Here is an 18346-nt window from a genome sequence, read left to right on the forward strand (position 1 = left end):
GTGTATAAATGATAGCTGTCAGTATCTTCTCTAAGTCACCAAATTGACTCGCAAAATAGCGACTGCCATCAACTAATCCACGGACTCGCTGTGACATTTAGTTCGCAAAGCGTTGAATAAATCGTTTAAATGACGATTGTGTCTTTTATTTGAAATTTGAGCGGTGCGTTTTTTACCATCAATCTCTAATTTGTTTATGGTTTATATCTAATTCTTTAGATGCGTATTTATAATTAGTGTGTCAGTAATTATCATGAGGTTTAGCTTATATTTTTAGCTGTAATATTAATGGCTGGCAATTTAGGTAAATGCGCTCTCACATCGTGAGGTATTCTGATAACCTCACGGAAAATCGCGCGTGAAAGCAGTACGCGCAAGGTTTTACTAGGCAACGGAAGATGTACAGTATCTAGGTCCTGCACAGGATTGATATACCCAAGCATCTTGAGTTTGTTTGGGTGTGAACACGCTTAGCGCAATGCATGTATCTCTAAGATAATTGACGATGATAAAAGCCATTGTTAGTATTTTTATTAATAATAAAAAAGAAAATACATTATTTCTTTGACGGTTTTATTGGCTTGAGTGGTAATAATATGAGCACTATTGTAAAAGAGACTAAATATTTAACAGACTCAATAATATCGGAAATCATGAGTCGATTAGAGTCCGAATCAGAAAATGCCATTGCAGCGAAAGACATTCTACCCTCAATGTCACTACGTAGTGATCTTGGTATGGATTCCATGCAGGCTGTGTCATTGACACTCGACTTAGAAGATTCTCTATCAATCTCTATAGATGACGAAGACTTAATCAAACTTGACACTGTTGGCGATCTTTTAAACATCATTGAATCCAAGCTCAGTGAAAAAAATGGATAATCGTAGACGTGTTGTGGTGACCGGCGTTGGTGTCGTTTCGTCAATCGGCAATGATTTTGATACGTTAACGGAATCTTTGAAGCTTGGTCGCAGTGGCATTCGCGCCATGGAATCTTGGTCTGAGTATGGATTGACAAGTCGCGTTGCGGGTTTCGTTGATTTAGAAGAATCAAAAGTACAGTCTGCGAACATCCCTTTGAAACTCCTCAGGGCGATGCCCACCTCAACGCTGTATTGCAGTGTTGCTGCCAATGATGCGATATCAGCCTCTCGTTTGACTCCTGCAGAACTCGCAGACCCACGAACAGCGTGTCTTGTTGGCAGCGGTGTGGCGGATGTGAGTGTGATACACAGAGAAGGGGCCAGGTACTATAACGGCCAGGTTCGCAGAACGGAGCCTTACACTGTCCTCAAATCCATGAGCAGCACCGCGAGCGCAATACTCACTAAGCTCTTCGGGATCACTGGGCGAAGCTATTCAATATCGTCTGCTTGCGCTACCGGAGCACACAATATTGGACATTCGTACGAGCTTATACGCGATGGGGTTATCGATAGAGCAATAACAGGCGGTTGTGAGGAAGTGAACGAGCTGATTGTTGCTTCTTTTCAAGCTTTGAGAATGGCGCTGTCTACTGGCTTTAATGACACAGCAGAAGGCGCTTCTCGTCCCTATGATCGTGATAGAGATGGCTTTGTGATCAGTGGTGGGGCCGGTGTTTTGGTATTAGAGTCGCTTGATTCAGCGTTAGCACGCAATGCACCAATCTATGCAGAAATCATAGGCTATGCAGCGAATTCTGACCCGTATGATCTAGTGCTACCTCAAGCCGATGGTGGAACATTTGTTGATTGTATTGCCAGCTCATTGGAAGACGCGGGAATGTCTTCTGCCGAGATTGACGCCATTAATACGCATGGGACAGGCACTGTGGCTGGTGACGTGGCCGAGGTCAATGGTTTACGTAGAGCATTTGGAGGCAATGTTCCGAGGTTCTCATCGACCAAATCTATGACAGGACATGCGATTGGTGCAGTCGGGGCCATTGAGTTAATTGCCTGCATTGCGATGCTGAAAGAAGGCTTTATCGCGCCCTCCATCAATATTGATAATATTGACCCTTTGTTCGCTGATATGCCCATCGTGCGTGAAGCCACACAGGCTGATCTGAAAACCGTGCTCTCTTTAAATTTTGGTTTTGGTGGCACAAACGCGGCCACCATCCTGCGAAAAATGGACTGACATTACTGTGTCACTGAGTTGGCTATATGAATAGAAACGTCATTGATGGGCTGAGGGATACGAAAGGCGTGTTGGGTAAAGCTGCTATTCGCTCCATTTTACCCTATGGCGATGCATTCCTATTTGTGGATTCAGTCAGTGATTTGACTGAGTCTAACGTCGTTGCGCAATACAAGATCCCTGAATCCTCTGAGCTGATTAATGCGCATTTCAAACACGTTAGCATGATGCCGGGCGTTTTGATGGGGGAGGCACTCGCGCAAGCCGGTATCGTTTTACTTCATTATCGAAGCGAGTTTGAAGAAGAAACGGATGTTATTGCGAGTACCGTGAATCAAATGCGGTTTAAGTCGCCAGCGCTACCTGGGGATACCCTAGAAGCCCATGTCAGCATAAAAGCCATCAATCGTTTAGGCGCAAGGTTAACCGGCAAATCCTATGTTAATGGACGTGAGGTACTGTCAGCCACGTTTGATCTTACGTTTATAAAACGGAAAAATCTTATTGAACATATTTCTCAACATGTCATGCGTTGAGCAACGGTTTCGTCAATATCCCTTATCTGATCGCTAATTTATTTCAAGAACACGTGAATAAAAAAACGGTTTAATTTTACGGTTGAGTGATCTGAAAATATGAGTGGTGATTTTAGTGTTGTTTAGATTGGCAACAGTGGATGATTTCTTAGATGTGGAATCATCGGATTTTAAGTGTTCGACGTATAAAAACCTCGCGTATCCTCTTGGTTGTTCAATGTCAGAGCTCGATTCGGCGTTGGGCGATGGCGATTTTGTTGTATTTAATGAAAAAAAGACCAAGGTTGGCTTTGTTAGAATAAAAGCCATGTTCGAGGGCATTGCCTATCTCGATATCCACTTGTTACATGATTTTGCTGATAGTCCTCTTCAGGCAGTCATGAGTTGGTTGTCCGAACACTATCACCTCGGAAAGTATTACATTCAGTTGCTTTCTAATGAGCAGCGAGAAATAGATTGCTTAGCACGTCTAGGTTTCACGGAAGAAGCGCGATTAGGAAAGCAGCTTTTTGTTGAGGGTGCGTATTGCGATTTATTGATGATGGGGAGTGAGGATAACCGTGTTTGATAGTGTTCGTGGAATCTACTGCGCGTTGCGCCGTCCTAACATCGAAGATATAGACACCATAGCGCGATGGTTGGATGATCCCTACCTCAATTCGACGGTCTTTGATAGCTCTACCTATGTCAATGGTGCTAAGGCGCAAGCCATGACGTGGCTTGAGCAGAACGCGACTGTCTATGGTGCAGAAAGCCTTTTGGGATTGGTGTATTCCGTCAAAAGTGGTAAGCCAATAGGGATGGTCTGGTTCAACAACATTGATTGGAAAAGCCGCACAGCAGATCTTCGCTACTTAGTCGGTGAAGAAGCGTACCGTACCAGCGTATTTGGGCCAGAGATTGCACTGCTAAGTTTGCAAATGGCGTTTAACGTCATGAATTTACATAAAATATATGGCTATGTTTTATCCGGCAATGAGGATTCCATTCGTCTTGCGGAGTTTGGTGGAATAAAAGAAGGGGTACTTAAAAACTACGTTCCTGTCGGTGATGGATGGAATGACTATCATCTGTATGCCATGTTTTCAGAAGACTTCCGAGATTTCTTACAAAAACACAAAGAGGGTGTTTTACGCCGTCACTTTAAAAAAGGAATTTTCCAAGAGTGAGCTTGCTCGCTTTCCTGCTTATTGCAGTTATCGCTTTATCTTTTCTTTATCCCCGAGTCATTGGGGATCGTCTTGCTTTTCTATTAATGCTGCCCGTGATCGCTTATACGCTCTATTTCTATATAGATTGGCAGGTTATACCTTTGTTGGAAATGAGTGTACTTATCGCAGGTGGCATGTGTGTTGGGGTCGCCTTGTTGTTCGCCGGATCACCAATAAGTTCACCAGATCCAAGAACATTTGCTATCAACTGTTTTAAGGGGGTCAAGCTTCTTAAAAAGAATCGAGACTATCTCTTGTTTCAAATCGGGATCACGGGATACGAAGAGATCATATGGCGAGTGTTTTTAATGAGCACATTGTTGTTGGCGCTTCCTCTGTGGGGCGCAATCTGTGTTTCTTCGTTACTGTTTTGGTTTGTTCACGAAGAAAACCGGCCGCTTGGATGGCATTCGCTAGAATTCTTTCTCTTCGCGATATTGCTTGGCGTCGCTTACGCTGTGACTGATTCATTGCTCTTTGTTTGGGTTGTGCACCTCACCAGAAATGTCCTTATCCTGTCTGCGGCATATTATGAACAGCAGCAAGCGAAAGCCATGCCGTCATGAATCCCTGAGTGCATCCACTTGATTGTCGAAAGCCTTGAAAAGTATGGCTATTCCTTCGGGTTTTCTCCTCAAATTGAAGATGATGAGAGGCTCTGAATCTTGGATCTTGAGGTTGCATAGGGATATTTACGTTCCCAGATACGTCAAACTGTCATCCAATTAAACTTCTTTGGTGGCAGTTTCTGTGACCCGAGTAGAGTTACGTAAACTATCATTTTCAAGGTAAACGACGCGATCGACTGCATCAAATAGGCGATCATCATGGCTTACAATCACAACAATTTTCGACTGTTTTTGTGACCTAATAATATCGATGAGCAACTTCACCGCTTCACTGTCTAAGTTGTTCGTAGGCTCGTCCATTAGCAGAATAGGTGTATCACGCAGTATGGCTCGTGCGAGACCCAGCTTTTGGATTTGGCCTCCAGATAACTCTGAATGCGCATCTTTAATGACATGATCAATACCTTCGTCTAGTCGATCAATCCACTTATCCAGCCCGACTAGAGACAGCGCTGTCTGAATTTTGTTTTGATCAATATCCTTGCCGAAAGTAACGTTGTTTCGAATGGAATCAGAAATAATGTGGATTCTTTGTGGAACCATAGCAATATACTGAGACCGATTTGATAAGTCACTTAGGTCAATGGTATCTAGTTTTATTTTCCCAGATTGAGGTTTCAGTTCTCCACTCAGGATGGTGAGTAGCGTCGATTTACCTGCACCGTTACCGCCATTAACCAAATGCGCTCGACCTCTATCGAAAACCAAGTCTAGGCGAGTGAATAAGGGGTAGCCTGGATGATAGGAAAAACTCATGCCTTCTAAAATCATTGATTCAAATACGGTGAAATGTTCCTTTTTTTGGTCAGGACTATTAGCTAAACCTTGTTTAGGCAGCACTTGAGCTAAATCGCACAATTCTTTTAGGCGCATTAACGCTGTCAATTCATTGGGGAGGCTTGAAACAAACTCAATAATTCTAATAAGAGAGGGTACCATCAAGTTTAGCGTTGCCGTATAGGTGATTATTAAGCCTATCGTGAGTTGCTCCTCAATGACCATAGCACCACCAAGATACCAAATAATAACCATGGCCAGCATAGGAATGCCCATAATAATCATGCTAACTTTGGTGTCATAGAGTTGCCGGATATAACGTTTACTTTCTAGTCGCTCAACGGCTTTTCTACAATGTGTAAGGAAAAAATTTTCAGCGTCGTATATCTTTATTTCTGCATCAGCTTCAATGGTTTCTTGTATGACAGTGAGTTTTTTTGCTGAGGCATCAGTTTCATCTTTAGATGAGGACCACAATGCGCTGTCGAACCTCATGTAAACAATGACCGCAGCAGGCAACAGGACAAGAAGTATTGAACTTAATTGCCAGTTCAAGAAAAAAACGATCACTAGCAACACGATAGATAAGACGATGTGATGAATTGCACCTGATAACCCATAGGGCATAATGACTTCAAACTGGTCTATATCTCTTGTAACGCGAGATAACAAATCGCCGTTATTAATGTTGAGTCGATGATTATAATTCATGCCCAGTATGCTTTTAATAACATCCTGATTAAAGTCAATCATGATCTCTTTCCGAACCTTTAGACGAAACCACGCGTTAACATAATTTAGTATCAGGAAGCAGCTATAGAGCGCTGCGAGTAAACAAACGGCCTGTAGAAGTAAATTAGAATCCTCGCCAGGTAGAACCTGATCGATGATGTATCCAGATAGATAGGGAAGTGGGGCTTGAAATGCTGTTAATAGCAACGCCAACAGTAAAAAAGAAATCGATTGATATTTTCTTTTTTTATAGATGAGATCATATAAATAAGAAATTCGGGTCACAGTCTGATCCGGATGTTGAGTGAGAATTGCTTATATTTTATAAAAATCTTATAGGATTTATTTTCAAATATTGAATCACAACGATAAAGAGGGGATGTTAATTCATCCCCCTAATTTATGGTTGAAACACCAAAACCGAAATTTTCTTTAAGGTATTTTAAATATAAGCCTATATATAAATGTAAGAATATATTCTATTGGCGTGATTTAAGGTGTCCCGCAGCAAGGGCCTGGATTGCTAGGGTCTTTTTTCTTCGTAGCAAGTACAGGTCCTTTTTTTGCAACAAATTTTAATTTTTTCATTATCTTTCCCTTCTATGAATAAAGCCAATTTTTGACGTGGTTAATGTATGTTGTTTACTGACTAAACAAATACCACACTATTGTTGTGGTCGTGTTTTTAAAAGTCAACCTTTAAGGTGGAGCATGGTGGGTTAACAAAATAGAATTGTTAAAATGATGAAGTTGTCTTTTGTTTGATACCTGAAAATATTATTTTCTTTTCATTTTTTTCTAATTGGTTGGGTATTTATATCTCATTAAACGCTGGTTGGTTTCTAATTATTTTCTCATTTATTTTTATGATGTTCGGCTTATTTTTTTGATTTCAAGTATTGGTTGTTCAACAACTCAGTTCTCTCCCTGCCCTTGGAAGGTCAGTCGCCTTTATTTTTGTGTTTTAGGACAAAGATATTCAGTTTAATGAATCAATGATGTTGTCAGCGCGCTCAGGATAAAGCACACGAGTAATGGCTTTGGAGAGGCTTGTAGTCGGGTGACGCATGAGTGTCTATTTTTTCGCTTTGAATTGACTGTTTTATCTGGGGATGGCGCTTCACGTGGTAAAATTGGTCCTTACCTGCCGAACCAGTGAGATGTCGCGCAGACTTTTTTCTGGATTTCAGTGCCTTCAAGGGGTCAGCATGAATGTAGACAAAGCGAAAAAACGAATCGCTAAACAGGTCAAAAAGGGCTTCAAGGGCTATCCCCAAATATCGATACAGTATTTTGGTCAAAACGCAGACTGTGCGTCTGAAGTGGCGGTGCAGTTCACCCTCGATGATGGCGGAGAGGTTCAAGAAGAGCGCTTTGCGAGTAAAACAGATGCCAGAGAAAATGAAGTGATCCAATCGGCGCTGGTGAAGATCATCGAACGCGCGAATGCGAATACGGTTATTGAAGTGGAAGGCGTCACGCCTTTATAGTCACCTACCTTGATGCACATCGAGAAAATTTACAGGGATTCGAGATGCAAAAAATTCGGATAAACGGCAGAAACATGTCGTATTTAGATGTGGGCCAAGGCCCGGTTGTTGTTTTCGGGCACAGCTATTTGTGGGACAGCGTGATGTGGCAACCTCAAATTGAAGCGCTGAGCAAACAATATCGCTGTATTGTGCCGGAGCTGTGGGCACACGGCCAATCTGACGCTGCACCAGCATCAACCAACACCTTGGTGGATTATGCTGACGATATTTTGAGCTTGATGGATCACTTGGACATTGAGCAGTTTGCGCTGGTGGGATTGTCAGTCGGTGGCATGTGGGGAACTGAGTTGGTGCTAAAAGCCCCGACTCGTGTGAAAGCGCTGGTACTTATGGATACTTTCGTGGGCTATGAACCAGAAGTGGCGAAGGCGAAATACGTGGCGATGTTCAACACGATTGAGCAGTTAGAAACGGTACCGCCGGCAATGATAGACGCCATTACCCCTCTGTTTTTTGCTAACGACGCGGAGCAGGATAACCCAGAGCTGGTCGCCGGTTTTAAAGCGATGTTGGCGGGTCTGTCTGGTGAGAAAGCGAAAGCCATCGTGCGCATAGGCCGTATGGTGTTTGACCGTCGCGATACGTTTGATGATATTGAAAAACTCACGCTGCCAACCTTGATCATGGTTGGCGCTGAAGACAAACCTCGTCCGCCATTGGAATCTATGCTGTTGCACGATGCCATCCACGGAAGCGAGTTTGTTTTGATCCCCAAAGCAGGGCACATCAGTAATCTTGAACAACCTGAGTTTGTGAACGAAGCACTGACGCGTTTTCTGGCGAAGAGTGTTGCCTGAGCCAATGTCATAGGCTTTAAAAAAAGCACGGTGTGATAGTTAGTCACACCGTGCTTTTTTGTGTTCTCTCTACCTATTGATTCATCAATACTTGAACCGCCCAATCATGGCATTGAGATTTTCAGCTTGTCCACTCATTCCGTCCATGTTGTCATTAATGCGGCTGAGAATGAGGGCGCTCTGTTGAATGCTATCACCGACACCATCTACTCCATCTGAAGCATCTCTCACACGATCAAACTGTGCTTTTATAGAGATGTCCACGCGCTCAAAGTTGGCGCACACTTCGTTGTTTGACTCGGTAATCTTCTTCAGCAAATCACCTGACAGATTCACTTGTTCTGCACCCAGAACAATTCGCTCATCAGACTCTGTGATCAAGGCTGAAATCTCTTTAGCGGCCTCTGCACTTCGCTGCGCTAAGTTGCGCACTTCTCCTGCCACAACAGAGAATCCACGCCCTTGTTCACCCGCCCTGGCTGCTTCGACGCTGGCGTTAAGGGCCAGCAAATTGGTTTGAAACGCAATGCCTTCAATGGTGCTAATGATCTGTTGCATTTTGCGGCTGGAGTCGATGATCGAGACCATCGCATTTTCAATTTGTTTGACTAATTCTTCACTTTCACGCGCGTGCTCCAGCGCCGTTTGCGAAACCGACACTGAGACGTTGGCGTGATCGAGCGCCTCATCAATGTTGCTGCGCATGGCACGCATTAGGGTGGACACGTCCTTTAGGCTTTTCACTTGCGTGTCTATTTGTTGATTTAGCTCTGAGACTTCTGCTGAGGTTTCTTCCGATTTGTCGGTCACAGTTGACGCTGTGCCTTGAATCTCTTGGAGCATGTCAGCCAAGCTGGCCATGGTTTGATTGATGCCGTGTTTCAAGGTTTTGTAATCACCTTGAACGTCGAGTGTAAAGTGGTCCGTCAGGTTGCCTTGTGCCAACTGTTCGAGCACTTGGCGTGTATGCGTCAAAATATGCTCGATGTTTTCCGCTGATTGATTCACTGAGGTGGCCAGTTGTAGCAAATCGCCAGACACCTTCGCAGTGTCACATCGTGCGGTAAAATTACCGTTTGATACTTGCCCCATCACAGACACAATGTTCGCGATGACAGCCTCGGTTGATGTTGATGCGCCGTTTACCGCGACTTTCATTTCATTCATCTTACCTTGAGCGTCCATCGACACCGTTTGTCCAAAACGTCCTTCGCTCATGGATGCCATGACATCGCAAATATTGACGATGATGCCTTCCGTATTCTCCATGGACTGGTTGATGGAATCTTTCAATGAGGCTAAATCACCCGCGGCAGAGGCGGTTACCCTCTGGTTGTAGTCGCCGACTTTTAGTGCCGCCATGGCGGTTTTTGCATCTAATATAAAGGCCGCCGTGGTCGCCGCAGAACAGTTCACCTGATTTTTTAGCGTCGCCAATTGACCTTGAGCATCCACGGTGACTCGGCTATTGAAATCGCCTTGTTCGATCTTTGCCATCACGTTGCCAATGTCTTCAACTGTGGTTTCTATTTCTCCTGCAAATTCATCAATACTGCGTTTCAGTATCAGTAAATCACCGTTCATATCAGATTCTACTCGTTGGGAGAAATCCCCTTTGGAAAGGCCTTTCATGGTTGACGAAATAGCGCCTACCGCGTCGTTGAGCGACGCCAGCATGGTGTTTAGCGCTTCGGCCGCTTGTCCTGTTTCATCTTTGCTGTGCACTTTGGCGCGGTCAGAAAAATGCCAGTTTTGTCTTAATGTGAGGATAAAGGAAGACAGTTCCTGAATCGGACGTGAAATACGCAGTCCAAACGTTTTTGCGGTGAACAGCACCAGAGAGACCAACACCACGACCACTAAAAAGTAAATGATTTGCAACGTGAAAACGGCAGCTAATGCCTCGCTAGATTCTTGTTCAACAATGATGATCCATTCCACATCAGGGCTGACGTTTACCTTTTCATAGACAGTTAAGGTTGGCTTGCTGTTATAGTTTTCGCCATACAATGCAGCATCGGGTTCGAGCGTGGTGCTTGTAAACGCAGCATTAACGGCTTCAGTATCGATGATGATGTTATTAATATATGAAGATGTAACCGTGAAGTTTGCATTGTGAAAAGTGTCTGAACGTAAGCGCTTGTCGGCGCCAATCACGAAAGATTCTCCGGTTTCACCAAGGCCGTAATCTTTGCTCATAACGGAAGATACTTGGTCAATTGGCATCTGAACAATCAGCACTGACACAGCCACGCCATCGTCATAAACCGGTGTGGCGATGAAACTTGCAGGTGCATCATAAGAAGGGCGATATTGCTCATAGTCAACAAAGACGGTGTCAACAGGTTGTCCTTCAGCAAGGTGGTCACGCACTTGGGTAAAAGCCTTGCCTATACCGGAATGGGCAAACGGGCCATCAATTAAGTTAGTGGCGAAATCGATCTCTTTGTAAACGGAATAGACAATATCGCCTGACGCGAGATCGACTAAAAATATGTCGTAAAGCCCAAAGCGTTGTGCGTAATTTCGAAAGTCATTATGAAAGCGACGATGAGAAAAGTCGTATTCTTGGTTTCCTGCCTGAGTAAGCGCTTCTTTCTGCCCAAGCGGGTTGGGATTACCGGCAATATAAGCATGCTGAAGCGCATAAGCTTTCGGGCCGATATCTTCAAAAATCTTATCCACATCCGGCGCTGTACCTGCACGTTCTGTAAATTTTTCGCGGAATGACTCTTGATAAAAACGCTGAAGCGAAGCCAGTTGGGTTTGTTGAAATGGCGGGTACAGCGCAAAAGTGCGATTAAACGCAGAGGCAGCAGATATTGTCATCGGGTTGTTGGCGATATTGAGGACCAGATTGTTGCTGTTTTTAAAATAGCTTTCTAATGCATCACTCTTTAAATGTGCGATTGCTTGGAGCGACTCGCTTTTCTGTGTCTCAATGGATGACCATGAGCTATACAAGCCAATCACTGCAGTAACAATGGTCGGCACCAGACCGATGAGGCAAAGAATCACAGTGAGCTTCTTTACCAGAGCAAGATCCTCGTATTTCCGCATCCACGTTTCAAACACAGCGCTATCCCGTTTATGAATTTAACGTCTCATTGTTAATGAGTGTAGGAAGGAATTCCAATACTGTGTAGTCAGTTAGGCAGGGTAGGTTGATGAAATTTCAGTAACATATATGATTTATAAACTTGGGAATAGCCTTGAAATTTTGGATGCTATTGTTAACTCTAGCAACGCATTGCAAGAAATACTGGGGATTCTCCGTGTGACAGGCGAGAGCAATACGTGCAAGTTTTAACAGATGCTAAGTACAGAAAATGGAGTATTAGAGTTGCACGACAAAATGGGCAAAGAACCCAAAAATGAAGCCGTACTGAACAAACCACTGTCGTTTGTTATTGTCATGGTGGGCATTGCTTTTGCGGTGTTAAATCTTCAATTAGTGTTGGGGGGCGATCAAACCAGCCTGTGGCAAATGATGCTCTATGGTGCATTGGCCTTTTTGTCCATTTTCGTTGTGATGTTTTGGGTGTTTGACTCTAAAAGCACCGTGGTCAATGAAGACTTTATTGCTAAAGGAAAAACCAAAATCTACTGGCAGGACGTCACGGCAACAAAAAGCAATGATTTCTCCATCGTTATCACGTCAGGTGATAAGAAAGCGGTGATTAACTACTACGCGTATTCCAATCCTGAACATTTAATGGCTCGTATTCATCATCTACTGGGAAAGCGGACATGATTTTCACGGTCCGGGATCGGCTAACTTTTGAACAATACGGTCATAATATTTCGTAAAACTCAATAAATTCCCACTAAATACCGTGATTCTCTCTGTTTATCTAGTCATCCAGTTTAAATAACTTCACTGAATTACCGCTCTTTTACGCCTGCGTCGCTTTTCATTTTACCCACAAATTGGCGTTTTTTTCGCGATCAGCACTTATAAGGCCAATTATCTAACATCCCCTTTATTCGTAGACTATATTTTTATCACCTGATGTCTCATTACTTGTCTTTGTGTGTGCTTGCTGCGTTGGGCGTTTAAAAGAGAAAGCAGGTGGGCTGGAAATTGTTTATAAAATCAGCATAAAACCCGACTTTCCGTCACATTCGAGGGTGCATTTTGCAGGTAATATTTGCAAAGTGGATCGCAAAAAAAGGAAGGACCCGCCATGAGTGATTTAATGGATAAATACAGCTGTGGAGAGTTCTTTGACGAACTCGTTGACAGTGAAGGCCAATGCCGCGTTGCGTCGGGTCGACTCATTAGCTATTTACAAGATCTACCACCTGATGAGCTTGAAAAAAGAAGGCAAGCTGCCGAAGCGACAATTCAAGACATGGGCATCAGCTTTACCGTGTATACCGATGAAGGCAACATCGACCGTGCATGGCCGTTTGATATCGTTCCAAGAACGATCGATGCTGATGATTGGGCCGTGGCAGAAAAAGGGTTAAAGCAGCGATTGACTGCACTTAACCGTTTTATCGATGATCTTTATCACGATCAAAACTGCATCAAAGATGGCGTCATCCCCGCCCATATCATCAGAGACTCCAAAAATTTCCGCCCTGAATGTGTTGGCGTGTCACCACCGTTTGGCGTGTGGGCACACATTTGTGGTACTGACTTAGTGCGCGCAGATGATGGTGCATTCTACGTGCTAGAAGACAATCTGCGTGTACCATCAGGCGTGTCTTATATGCTTGAAAACCGAGCGATCACAAAGCGTGTTTTGCCTGAGTTGTTCGAAAATGATGATATTTTGCCCGTCGACTCCTACACCTCTGAACTTTTCAATACATTGAAAGCGCTTTCCCCTAGAGCCGTGCGTCGCCCTGAAATTGTGGTGCTCACACCCGGCATTTATAACTCCGCCTATTTTGAACATGCTTATCTAGCTCAACAAATGGGTGCAGAACTGGTCGAAGGCGGTGATTTGTATGTTGGTGAAGACGAATGCGTTTATATGAAAACCATTTTTGGCCCCGAACGTGTTGATGTGATTTATCGTCGTATTGACGATTTATTCCTCGATCCTGAAGTGTTTGACAAAGATTCTATGTTGGGTGTGCCGGGGTTGATGCGCGCCTGGAAAGCAGGAAATGTTGCACTGGCGAATGCGCCGGGTGCAGGCGTTGCTGATGACAAAGTGGTGTATGCCTACGTGCCAGCGCTCATTCGTTACTATCTCAACGAAGAGCCGATTCTTCCAAACGTTGAAACCTTCCTGTGTGAAGACAAAGAGCAGCGCGAATATGTATTGGCCAACCTCGACAAGCTGGTGGTGAAGCCTGCCAATGAGTCTGGTGGTTACGGCATGTTGGTGGGCCCGCATTCCACGAAAGAAGAACAAGATCAGTTCGCGAAATTGATCACTGAAAATCCGCGAAACTATATTGGTCAGCCGACCCTAAAACTCTCCACTGCGCCAACGTTGGTTGAGCCCGGAAAGCTCGAGCCGCGTCATTTGGATTTACGTCCTTTCATTTTGCAGAGTAAGAAAACCTATGTGACAACAGGTGGTTTGACTCGCGTTGCCCTGAAAAAAGGCTCGTTGGTCGTCAACTCCTCGCAAGGTGGTGGCAGTAAAGATACATGGATTGTTAAGACAAAAGGAGCGAAGTGATGCTATCGAGAGTTGCTGAACGTTTGTTTTGGAGTGCGCGTTATTTAGAGCGCGTGGAGAACATTGCTCGCTTGGTCAGTGTTTATGACGAATTACTGTACGATTTGCCCCGCGACGTGCGTGTGTCTTGGTACAACTTGATTGAGATAAATGGCAGCCCCCAAGAGTACTCCGAGAATTACTCTGATCACGGTGAAAAAAGCGTGATGCGCTTTTTGCTCAGCGATAAAGAAAACCCGAGTTCTCTGTTGTCTTCACTCTTTATGGTGAGAGAGAACATTCGCACCACGCGAGATGTGGTCCCAGAAGAAATGTGGGAGCTGATCAACGAAGTTTGCCTCCACGCGAAAAAGCACATTCAGAGCGGCATTAACCGTGCCGATCGCCACGCCTATCTCAATACCGTTATCGAAGGTTGCCAAAAAATTAACGGCTTACTTGGAAGCGTGATGAGCCGCAATGAGGCATGGAGCTTTGTTTCCATGGGTCGCTATGTGGAACGTGCGGACATGAATACCCGCATTTTGGATTCAGCCGTAAAGTTGAAATTGCAGTCGCCACCAGAAGAGCATGTACTGCTCGACCAAGTCATCTGGGCGAAGGTACTCAAATCACAAAGTGCTTACCTTAACTACCTAAGAACGATGCGCATTGGTATTGACGGTGTGAATACCGCGTTGTTCTTACTTACCGACGAAGATTTCCCTCGCTCACAGGCGTTCTGTCTTAAACAAATCAAGAACGCAGCGGCCTATTTGCCGCGACATAACCGTGTGGTATCCGAAGTGACAAAACTGCAAGACAATACCTATGATATTGAGCAGGAAGGCGATATTAGCCAAGCACTGAGTGATTACCTCAACGATATTCAGCTAGCACTGATCGCGCTGCAAAATGACATTCGCGAAACGTGGTTCCACTTCTCTGAAGGAGAAGCTTCATGACCATCCGTGTTGCGATACTGCACAAAACCTCTTATCAGTTTGATAAGGAAATTAACGTCTTGCCGCATATTTTGCGGTTAAGACCTGCGCCTCATTCGCGCACTCACATTCACGCGTATTCGCTGAAAGTCACCCCAGAAGATCATTTCGTCAACTGGCAACAAGACCCATTCGGAAACTATCAAGCCAGATTGGTGTTCCCTGAAAAAACCAAAAAACTGGAATTTGAAGTGGAAGTGATCGCCGATATGACGGTGATTAACCCTTTCGACTTTTTTATTGAAGAATACGCCGAAACATTCCCATTTGATTATGATGCGCAGCTAAAACGTGAGCTAGAAGCATACCTCCATGTGACCGAACAGTGTGACGAACTGGATGAGTGGATCACCGGTATGGATTTGGGCGAAACACCCATTAATGACTTCCTCGTCGCACTGAACAGCAAGCTAGCGAACGATATTCAATACGGTATTCGTATGGAACCGGGCGTGCAAACTTGCCAAGAAACCCTCACGCTGAAAAAAGGTTCATGCCGTGATACCTCTTGGCTCTTGGTGCAAATTTTGCGTCGTCTCGGTTTGGCCGCGCGATTTGCATCAGGTTATTTGATTCAGCTGACATCTGATGTGAAAGCGCTCGATGGCCCTTCAGGCCCAGAAGAAGATTTCACGGATCTGCATGCATGGTGCGAAGTGTATTTACCGGGTGCAGGTTGGGTAGGTCTCGACCCGACCAGTGGCTTGTTTGCCGGTGAAGGGCATATTCCATTGGCTTGTACACCGGATCCGATTTCCGCTGCTCCAATCAGCGGGAGCACGGAAAAATGCGAGGTAGAATTCGATTACAGCAACACTGTGATTCGCATTCATGAAGATCCCCGCGTCACCAAGCCTTACACTGACGACGAATGGGAAAATATCAAAGCGCTTGGTTATGCCGTAGATGCCGAGTTGGAAGAAGGTGATGTGCGCTTAACCATGGGTGGCGAACCGACGTTTGTTTCTGCCGAAGACATGGATTCAGAGCAGTGGAATACCGAGGCGTTGGGCGCAGACAAATTGCGCTTAGCTAAAGATCTGCTGATCAAACTGAAAGACAAGTTTGGGACACATGCTTTGCTGCATTACGGACAAGGTAAGTGGTATCCAGGCGAAGAGCTGCCACGTTGGGCGTTGGGCTGTTTCTGGCGCACCGACGGTGAAGCCTTATGGCATGATCCAGAATTGCTTGCTCGTGTGGATAAAGACTACAAACACACGATTGAAGATGCAGAGAAAATCGGTAAACATTTATGCCAATCCTTGGGGCTCAATTCCCGTTATCTGCAACCTGCTTATGAAGATTCCCTCTACTACCTATGGATGGAACGTTCTCTGCCTGAGTCGGTTAATCCTCGCAAAGCCAAACTAAGCGATGATTTAGAACGTCGACGCTTGGCAAACCTGCTAAGTCGGGGATTGAATACCGTCTCTGGCTACATTCTGCCTATCCAGTTTGATGGGAAAGCGTGGACGAGTTCACTCTGGCCTGTTCGTTCTGATGTGATCACGCTGATCCCCGGTGACAGCCCAATGGGCTTGCGTCTGCCGATAGGATCGCTGCCGCCAGTGAGCCAGGAAGAGAGGATTCCTGAGCGCGACCCGTTTGAGCCAAGAGATGAACTTGAGGTTTATTCTTTCGAAAAATCAGATTCGGACAAGCAGAAGCAAGAGTCAGCACCCGAGCCGCGTGAAACGAAAGAAGTACCCGTGATCATTACTTCGCTGTGTGTTGAGCCAAGGGAAGGGCGAATTCATGTGTTCTTGCCGCCACTCGAAAAGCTCGAAGACTATGTCGCACTTATTCATCACGTTGAAAAAGCGGCAAAAGCGCTGTCTACCCCTGTGGTGATTGAAGGCTATGAACCACCGAAAGATCCGCGTTTGCAGAAGTTTCTGATCACGCCAGATCCGGGCGTCATAGAAGTGAATATTCACCCTGCGACGAATTGGGGCGATTTGATTGATAACACAGAAACCCTTTATCAAGCCGCTCATGAATGTCGTCTAGGGACAGAAAAGTTCATGCTAGATGGTCGCCACACTGGTACAGGCGGTGGCAATCACATTACGTTGGGTGCTGCATCCGCTGCAGACAGTCCGTTTTTGCGCCGACCGGATTTGCTGCGTAGCTTTGTTAACTATTGGCAGCACCACCCCGGGCTCTCTTACCTCTTCTCCGGCATGTTTGTCGGCCCGACGAGTCAGGCACCACGCCCTGATGAAGGTCGTGAAGAAATGCTCTATGAAATGGAGATAGCGTTCCAAAACTTCCCTGAAGGGGAGGTGGATCAGCCTTGGTTAGTCGACAGATTAATGCGCAACATGTTGGTGGATATCACCGGAAACACCCACCGCTCTGAGTTCTGTATCGACAAATTGTATGCAGCAGGCTCGAGTAGCGGCCGTCAGGGCTTGCTCGAATTCCGTGGTTTTGAAATGCCACCGCATGCGCGTATGTCTCTGGTGCAGATCTTACTGGTGCGTTGCTTGGTAGCACGCTTCTGGAAAGCCCCGTATCACAAGCCATTGGTGCGTTGGGGCACGACACTGCACGATAAATTCATGATGCCGCACTATGTGTGGGAAGACATCAAAGAAGTGGTGGACGATCTACAGCGTCATGGTTTGCCGTTTAAGCTGGAATGGCTGGCGCCGTTTGAGGAGTTCCGATTCCCACATTACGGCAGGCAACAAATCGATGGTATTGAGCTCGAGTTACGTTGGGCGATTGAACCTTGGCATGTGCTGGGAGAAGAAGTCACACAATCGGGCACGAGTCGATATGTGGATTCTTCTGTCGAGCGTTTGCAAGTCCGCCTAACTGGCTTAACCGAAAATCGCTACGTGCTGTCCTGTAATGGCCGTGGCGTACCGCTTAAATCAACGGGTCGACAGGGTGAATACATCGCGGCAATTCGCTATCGTGCATGGTCACCACCGTCAGCATTGCACCCAACATTGGGCGTTGATGCACCACTGGTGTTTGATTTGATTGATACGTGGAATGGCATGTCGATTGGCGGTTGTACATATCATGTCAGCCACCCTGGCGGCAGGAGCTACGATGATTTGCCGGTGAACAGCAATACCGCAGAATCACGACGTGTGAGTCGTTTCACTGATTATGGATTTACACAGGGCCCACTCACGCCGCCACCTGCTTTTAATGCGCTTAGGGAGTTCTATAATAATCAAGAGCCTCCGAAGCCCATGGCACCACCAAAAGAAGAAATCAGCATTGAATACCCAAACACGCTGGATCTTCGTAAGCAAAGTGGACGCATTGCGTAAACCTGAGACGTTAGGGTGTGATCATTTTATGATTTATCAGGTAACGTATACCGATATGCA

General features: G+C 45.3%; 14 protein-coding genes. 12 read left to right on the forward strand and 2 right to left on the reverse strand.

Translation table 11 applies throughout. The annotated features are described in order from the left end of the window. Positions 1–596: 596 nt before the first annotated feature. From AB8599_RS20505 to AB8599_RS20530, 6 genes are all read left to right on the forward strand, one after another. On the forward strand, positions 597–884 hold the full coding sequence (locus AB8599_RS20505) for an acyl carrier protein (protein ID WP_407333582.1): 288 nt from the start codon (positions 597–599) through the stop codon (positions 882–884). Further along, positions 877–2127, forward strand: coding sequence for a beta-ketoacyl-[acyl-carrier-protein] synthase family protein (locus AB8599_RS20510; RefSeq protein ID WP_407333583.1), 1251 nt, complete (start codon positions 877–879; stop codon positions 2125–2127). Before AB8599_RS20505 ends, AB8599_RS20510 begins: the two co-directional genes overlap by 8 nt. A gap of 26 nt (positions 2128–2153) precedes the next feature. Continuing rightward, positions 2154–2663, forward strand: coding sequence for a 3-hydroxyacyl-ACP dehydratase FabZ family protein (locus AB8599_RS20515; protein WP_407333584.1), 510 nt, complete (start codon positions 2154–2156; stop codon positions 2661–2663). Positions 2664–2880: 217 nt separating this feature from the next. Then, entirely contained in the window at positions 2881–3231 is a 351-nt protein-coding gene (locus tag AB8599_RS20520; protein WP_407333585.1) for an N-acetyltransferase, read from the forward strand. Beyond that, on the forward strand, positions 3224–3832 hold the full coding sequence (locus tag AB8599_RS20525; RefSeq protein WP_407333586.1) for a GNAT family N-acetyltransferase: 609 nt from the start codon (positions 3224–3226) through the stop codon (positions 3830–3832). The genes AB8599_RS20520 and AB8599_RS20525 overlap by 8 nt, the downstream gene beginning before the upstream one ends. Beyond that, on the forward strand, positions 3829–4440 hold the full coding sequence (locus AB8599_RS20530) for a CPBP family intramembrane glutamic endopeptidase (protein ID WP_407333587.1): 612 nt from the start codon (positions 3829–3831) through the stop codon (positions 4438–4440). Before AB8599_RS20525 ends, AB8599_RS20530 begins: the two co-directional genes overlap by 4 nt. A gap of 159 nt (positions 4441–4599) precedes the next feature. Here AB8599_RS20530 and AB8599_RS20535 read toward each other — a convergent pair whose 3' ends face one another. Then, complete coding sequence (locus AB8599_RS20535) at positions 4600–6297, reverse strand: ABC transporter ATP-binding protein (protein WP_407333588.1); 1698 nt, start codon at positions 6295–6297, stop codon at positions 4600–4602. Positions 6298–7220: 923 nt separating this feature from the next. On the opposite strand from AB8599_RS20535, the gene AB8599_RS20540 reads away from it, so the two are divergent. Together AB8599_RS20540 and AB8599_RS20545 are read left to right on the forward strand one after the other, a co-directional pair. Continuing rightward, positions 7221–7502, forward strand: coding sequence for a hypothetical protein (locus tag AB8599_RS20540; RefSeq protein WP_407333589.1), 282 nt, complete (start codon positions 7221–7223; stop codon positions 7500–7502). 44 nt (positions 7503–7546) lie between these two features. Beyond that, complete coding sequence (locus AB8599_RS20545; protein WP_407333590.1) at positions 7547–8362, forward strand: alpha/beta fold hydrolase; 816 nt, start codon at positions 7547–7549, stop codon at positions 8360–8362. Positions 8363–8446: 84 nt separating this feature from the next. On the opposite strand, the gene AB8599_RS20550 is transcribed toward AB8599_RS20545, so the two are convergent. Further along, positions 8447–11437, reverse strand: coding sequence for a methyl-accepting chemotaxis protein (locus tag AB8599_RS20550; RefSeq protein ID WP_407333591.1), 2991 nt, complete (start codon positions 11435–11437; stop codon positions 8447–8449). A 238-nt stretch (positions 11438–11675) separates the two neighbouring features. Between AB8599_RS20550 and AB8599_RS20555 the strand changes: the two genes are divergently transcribed. The 4 genes from AB8599_RS20555 to AB8599_RS20570 all read left to right on the forward strand — a co-directional run bounded on the left by AB8599_RS20555 (position 11676) and on the right by AB8599_RS20570 (position 18286). Further along, on the forward strand, positions 11676–12116 hold the full coding sequence (locus tag AB8599_RS20555) for a hypothetical protein (RefSeq protein ID WP_407333592.1): 441 nt from the start codon (positions 11676–11678) through the stop codon (positions 12114–12116). Positions 12117–12549: 433 nt separating this feature from the next. Further along, positions 12550–14007 carry a circularly permuted type 2 ATP-grasp protein gene (locus tag AB8599_RS20560; protein WP_407333593.1) on the forward strand — a complete coding sequence of 486 codons (1458 nt, stop codon included), beginning with the start codon at positions 12550–12552 and terminating at the stop codon, positions 14005–14007. After that, the gene (locus AB8599_RS20565) at positions 14007–14951 is read left to right on the forward strand and encodes an alpha-E domain-containing protein (RefSeq protein WP_407333594.1); all 945 of its coding nucleotides are present in this window, start codon (positions 14007–14009) and stop codon (positions 14949–14951) included. The genes AB8599_RS20560 and AB8599_RS20565 overlap by 1 nt, the downstream gene beginning before the upstream one ends. Next, entirely contained in the window at positions 14948–18286 is a 3339-nt protein-coding gene (locus AB8599_RS20570) for a DUF2126 domain-containing protein (protein WP_407333595.1), read from the forward strand. Before AB8599_RS20565 ends, AB8599_RS20570 begins: the two co-directional genes overlap by 4 nt. Positions 18287–18346: the final 60 nt, after the last annotated feature.

Source organism: Enterovibrio litoreus (genome assembly GCF_045679545.1).
Classification (GTDB): domain Bacteria; phylum Pseudomonadota; class Gammaproteobacteria; order Enterobacterales; family Vibrionaceae; genus Enterovibrio.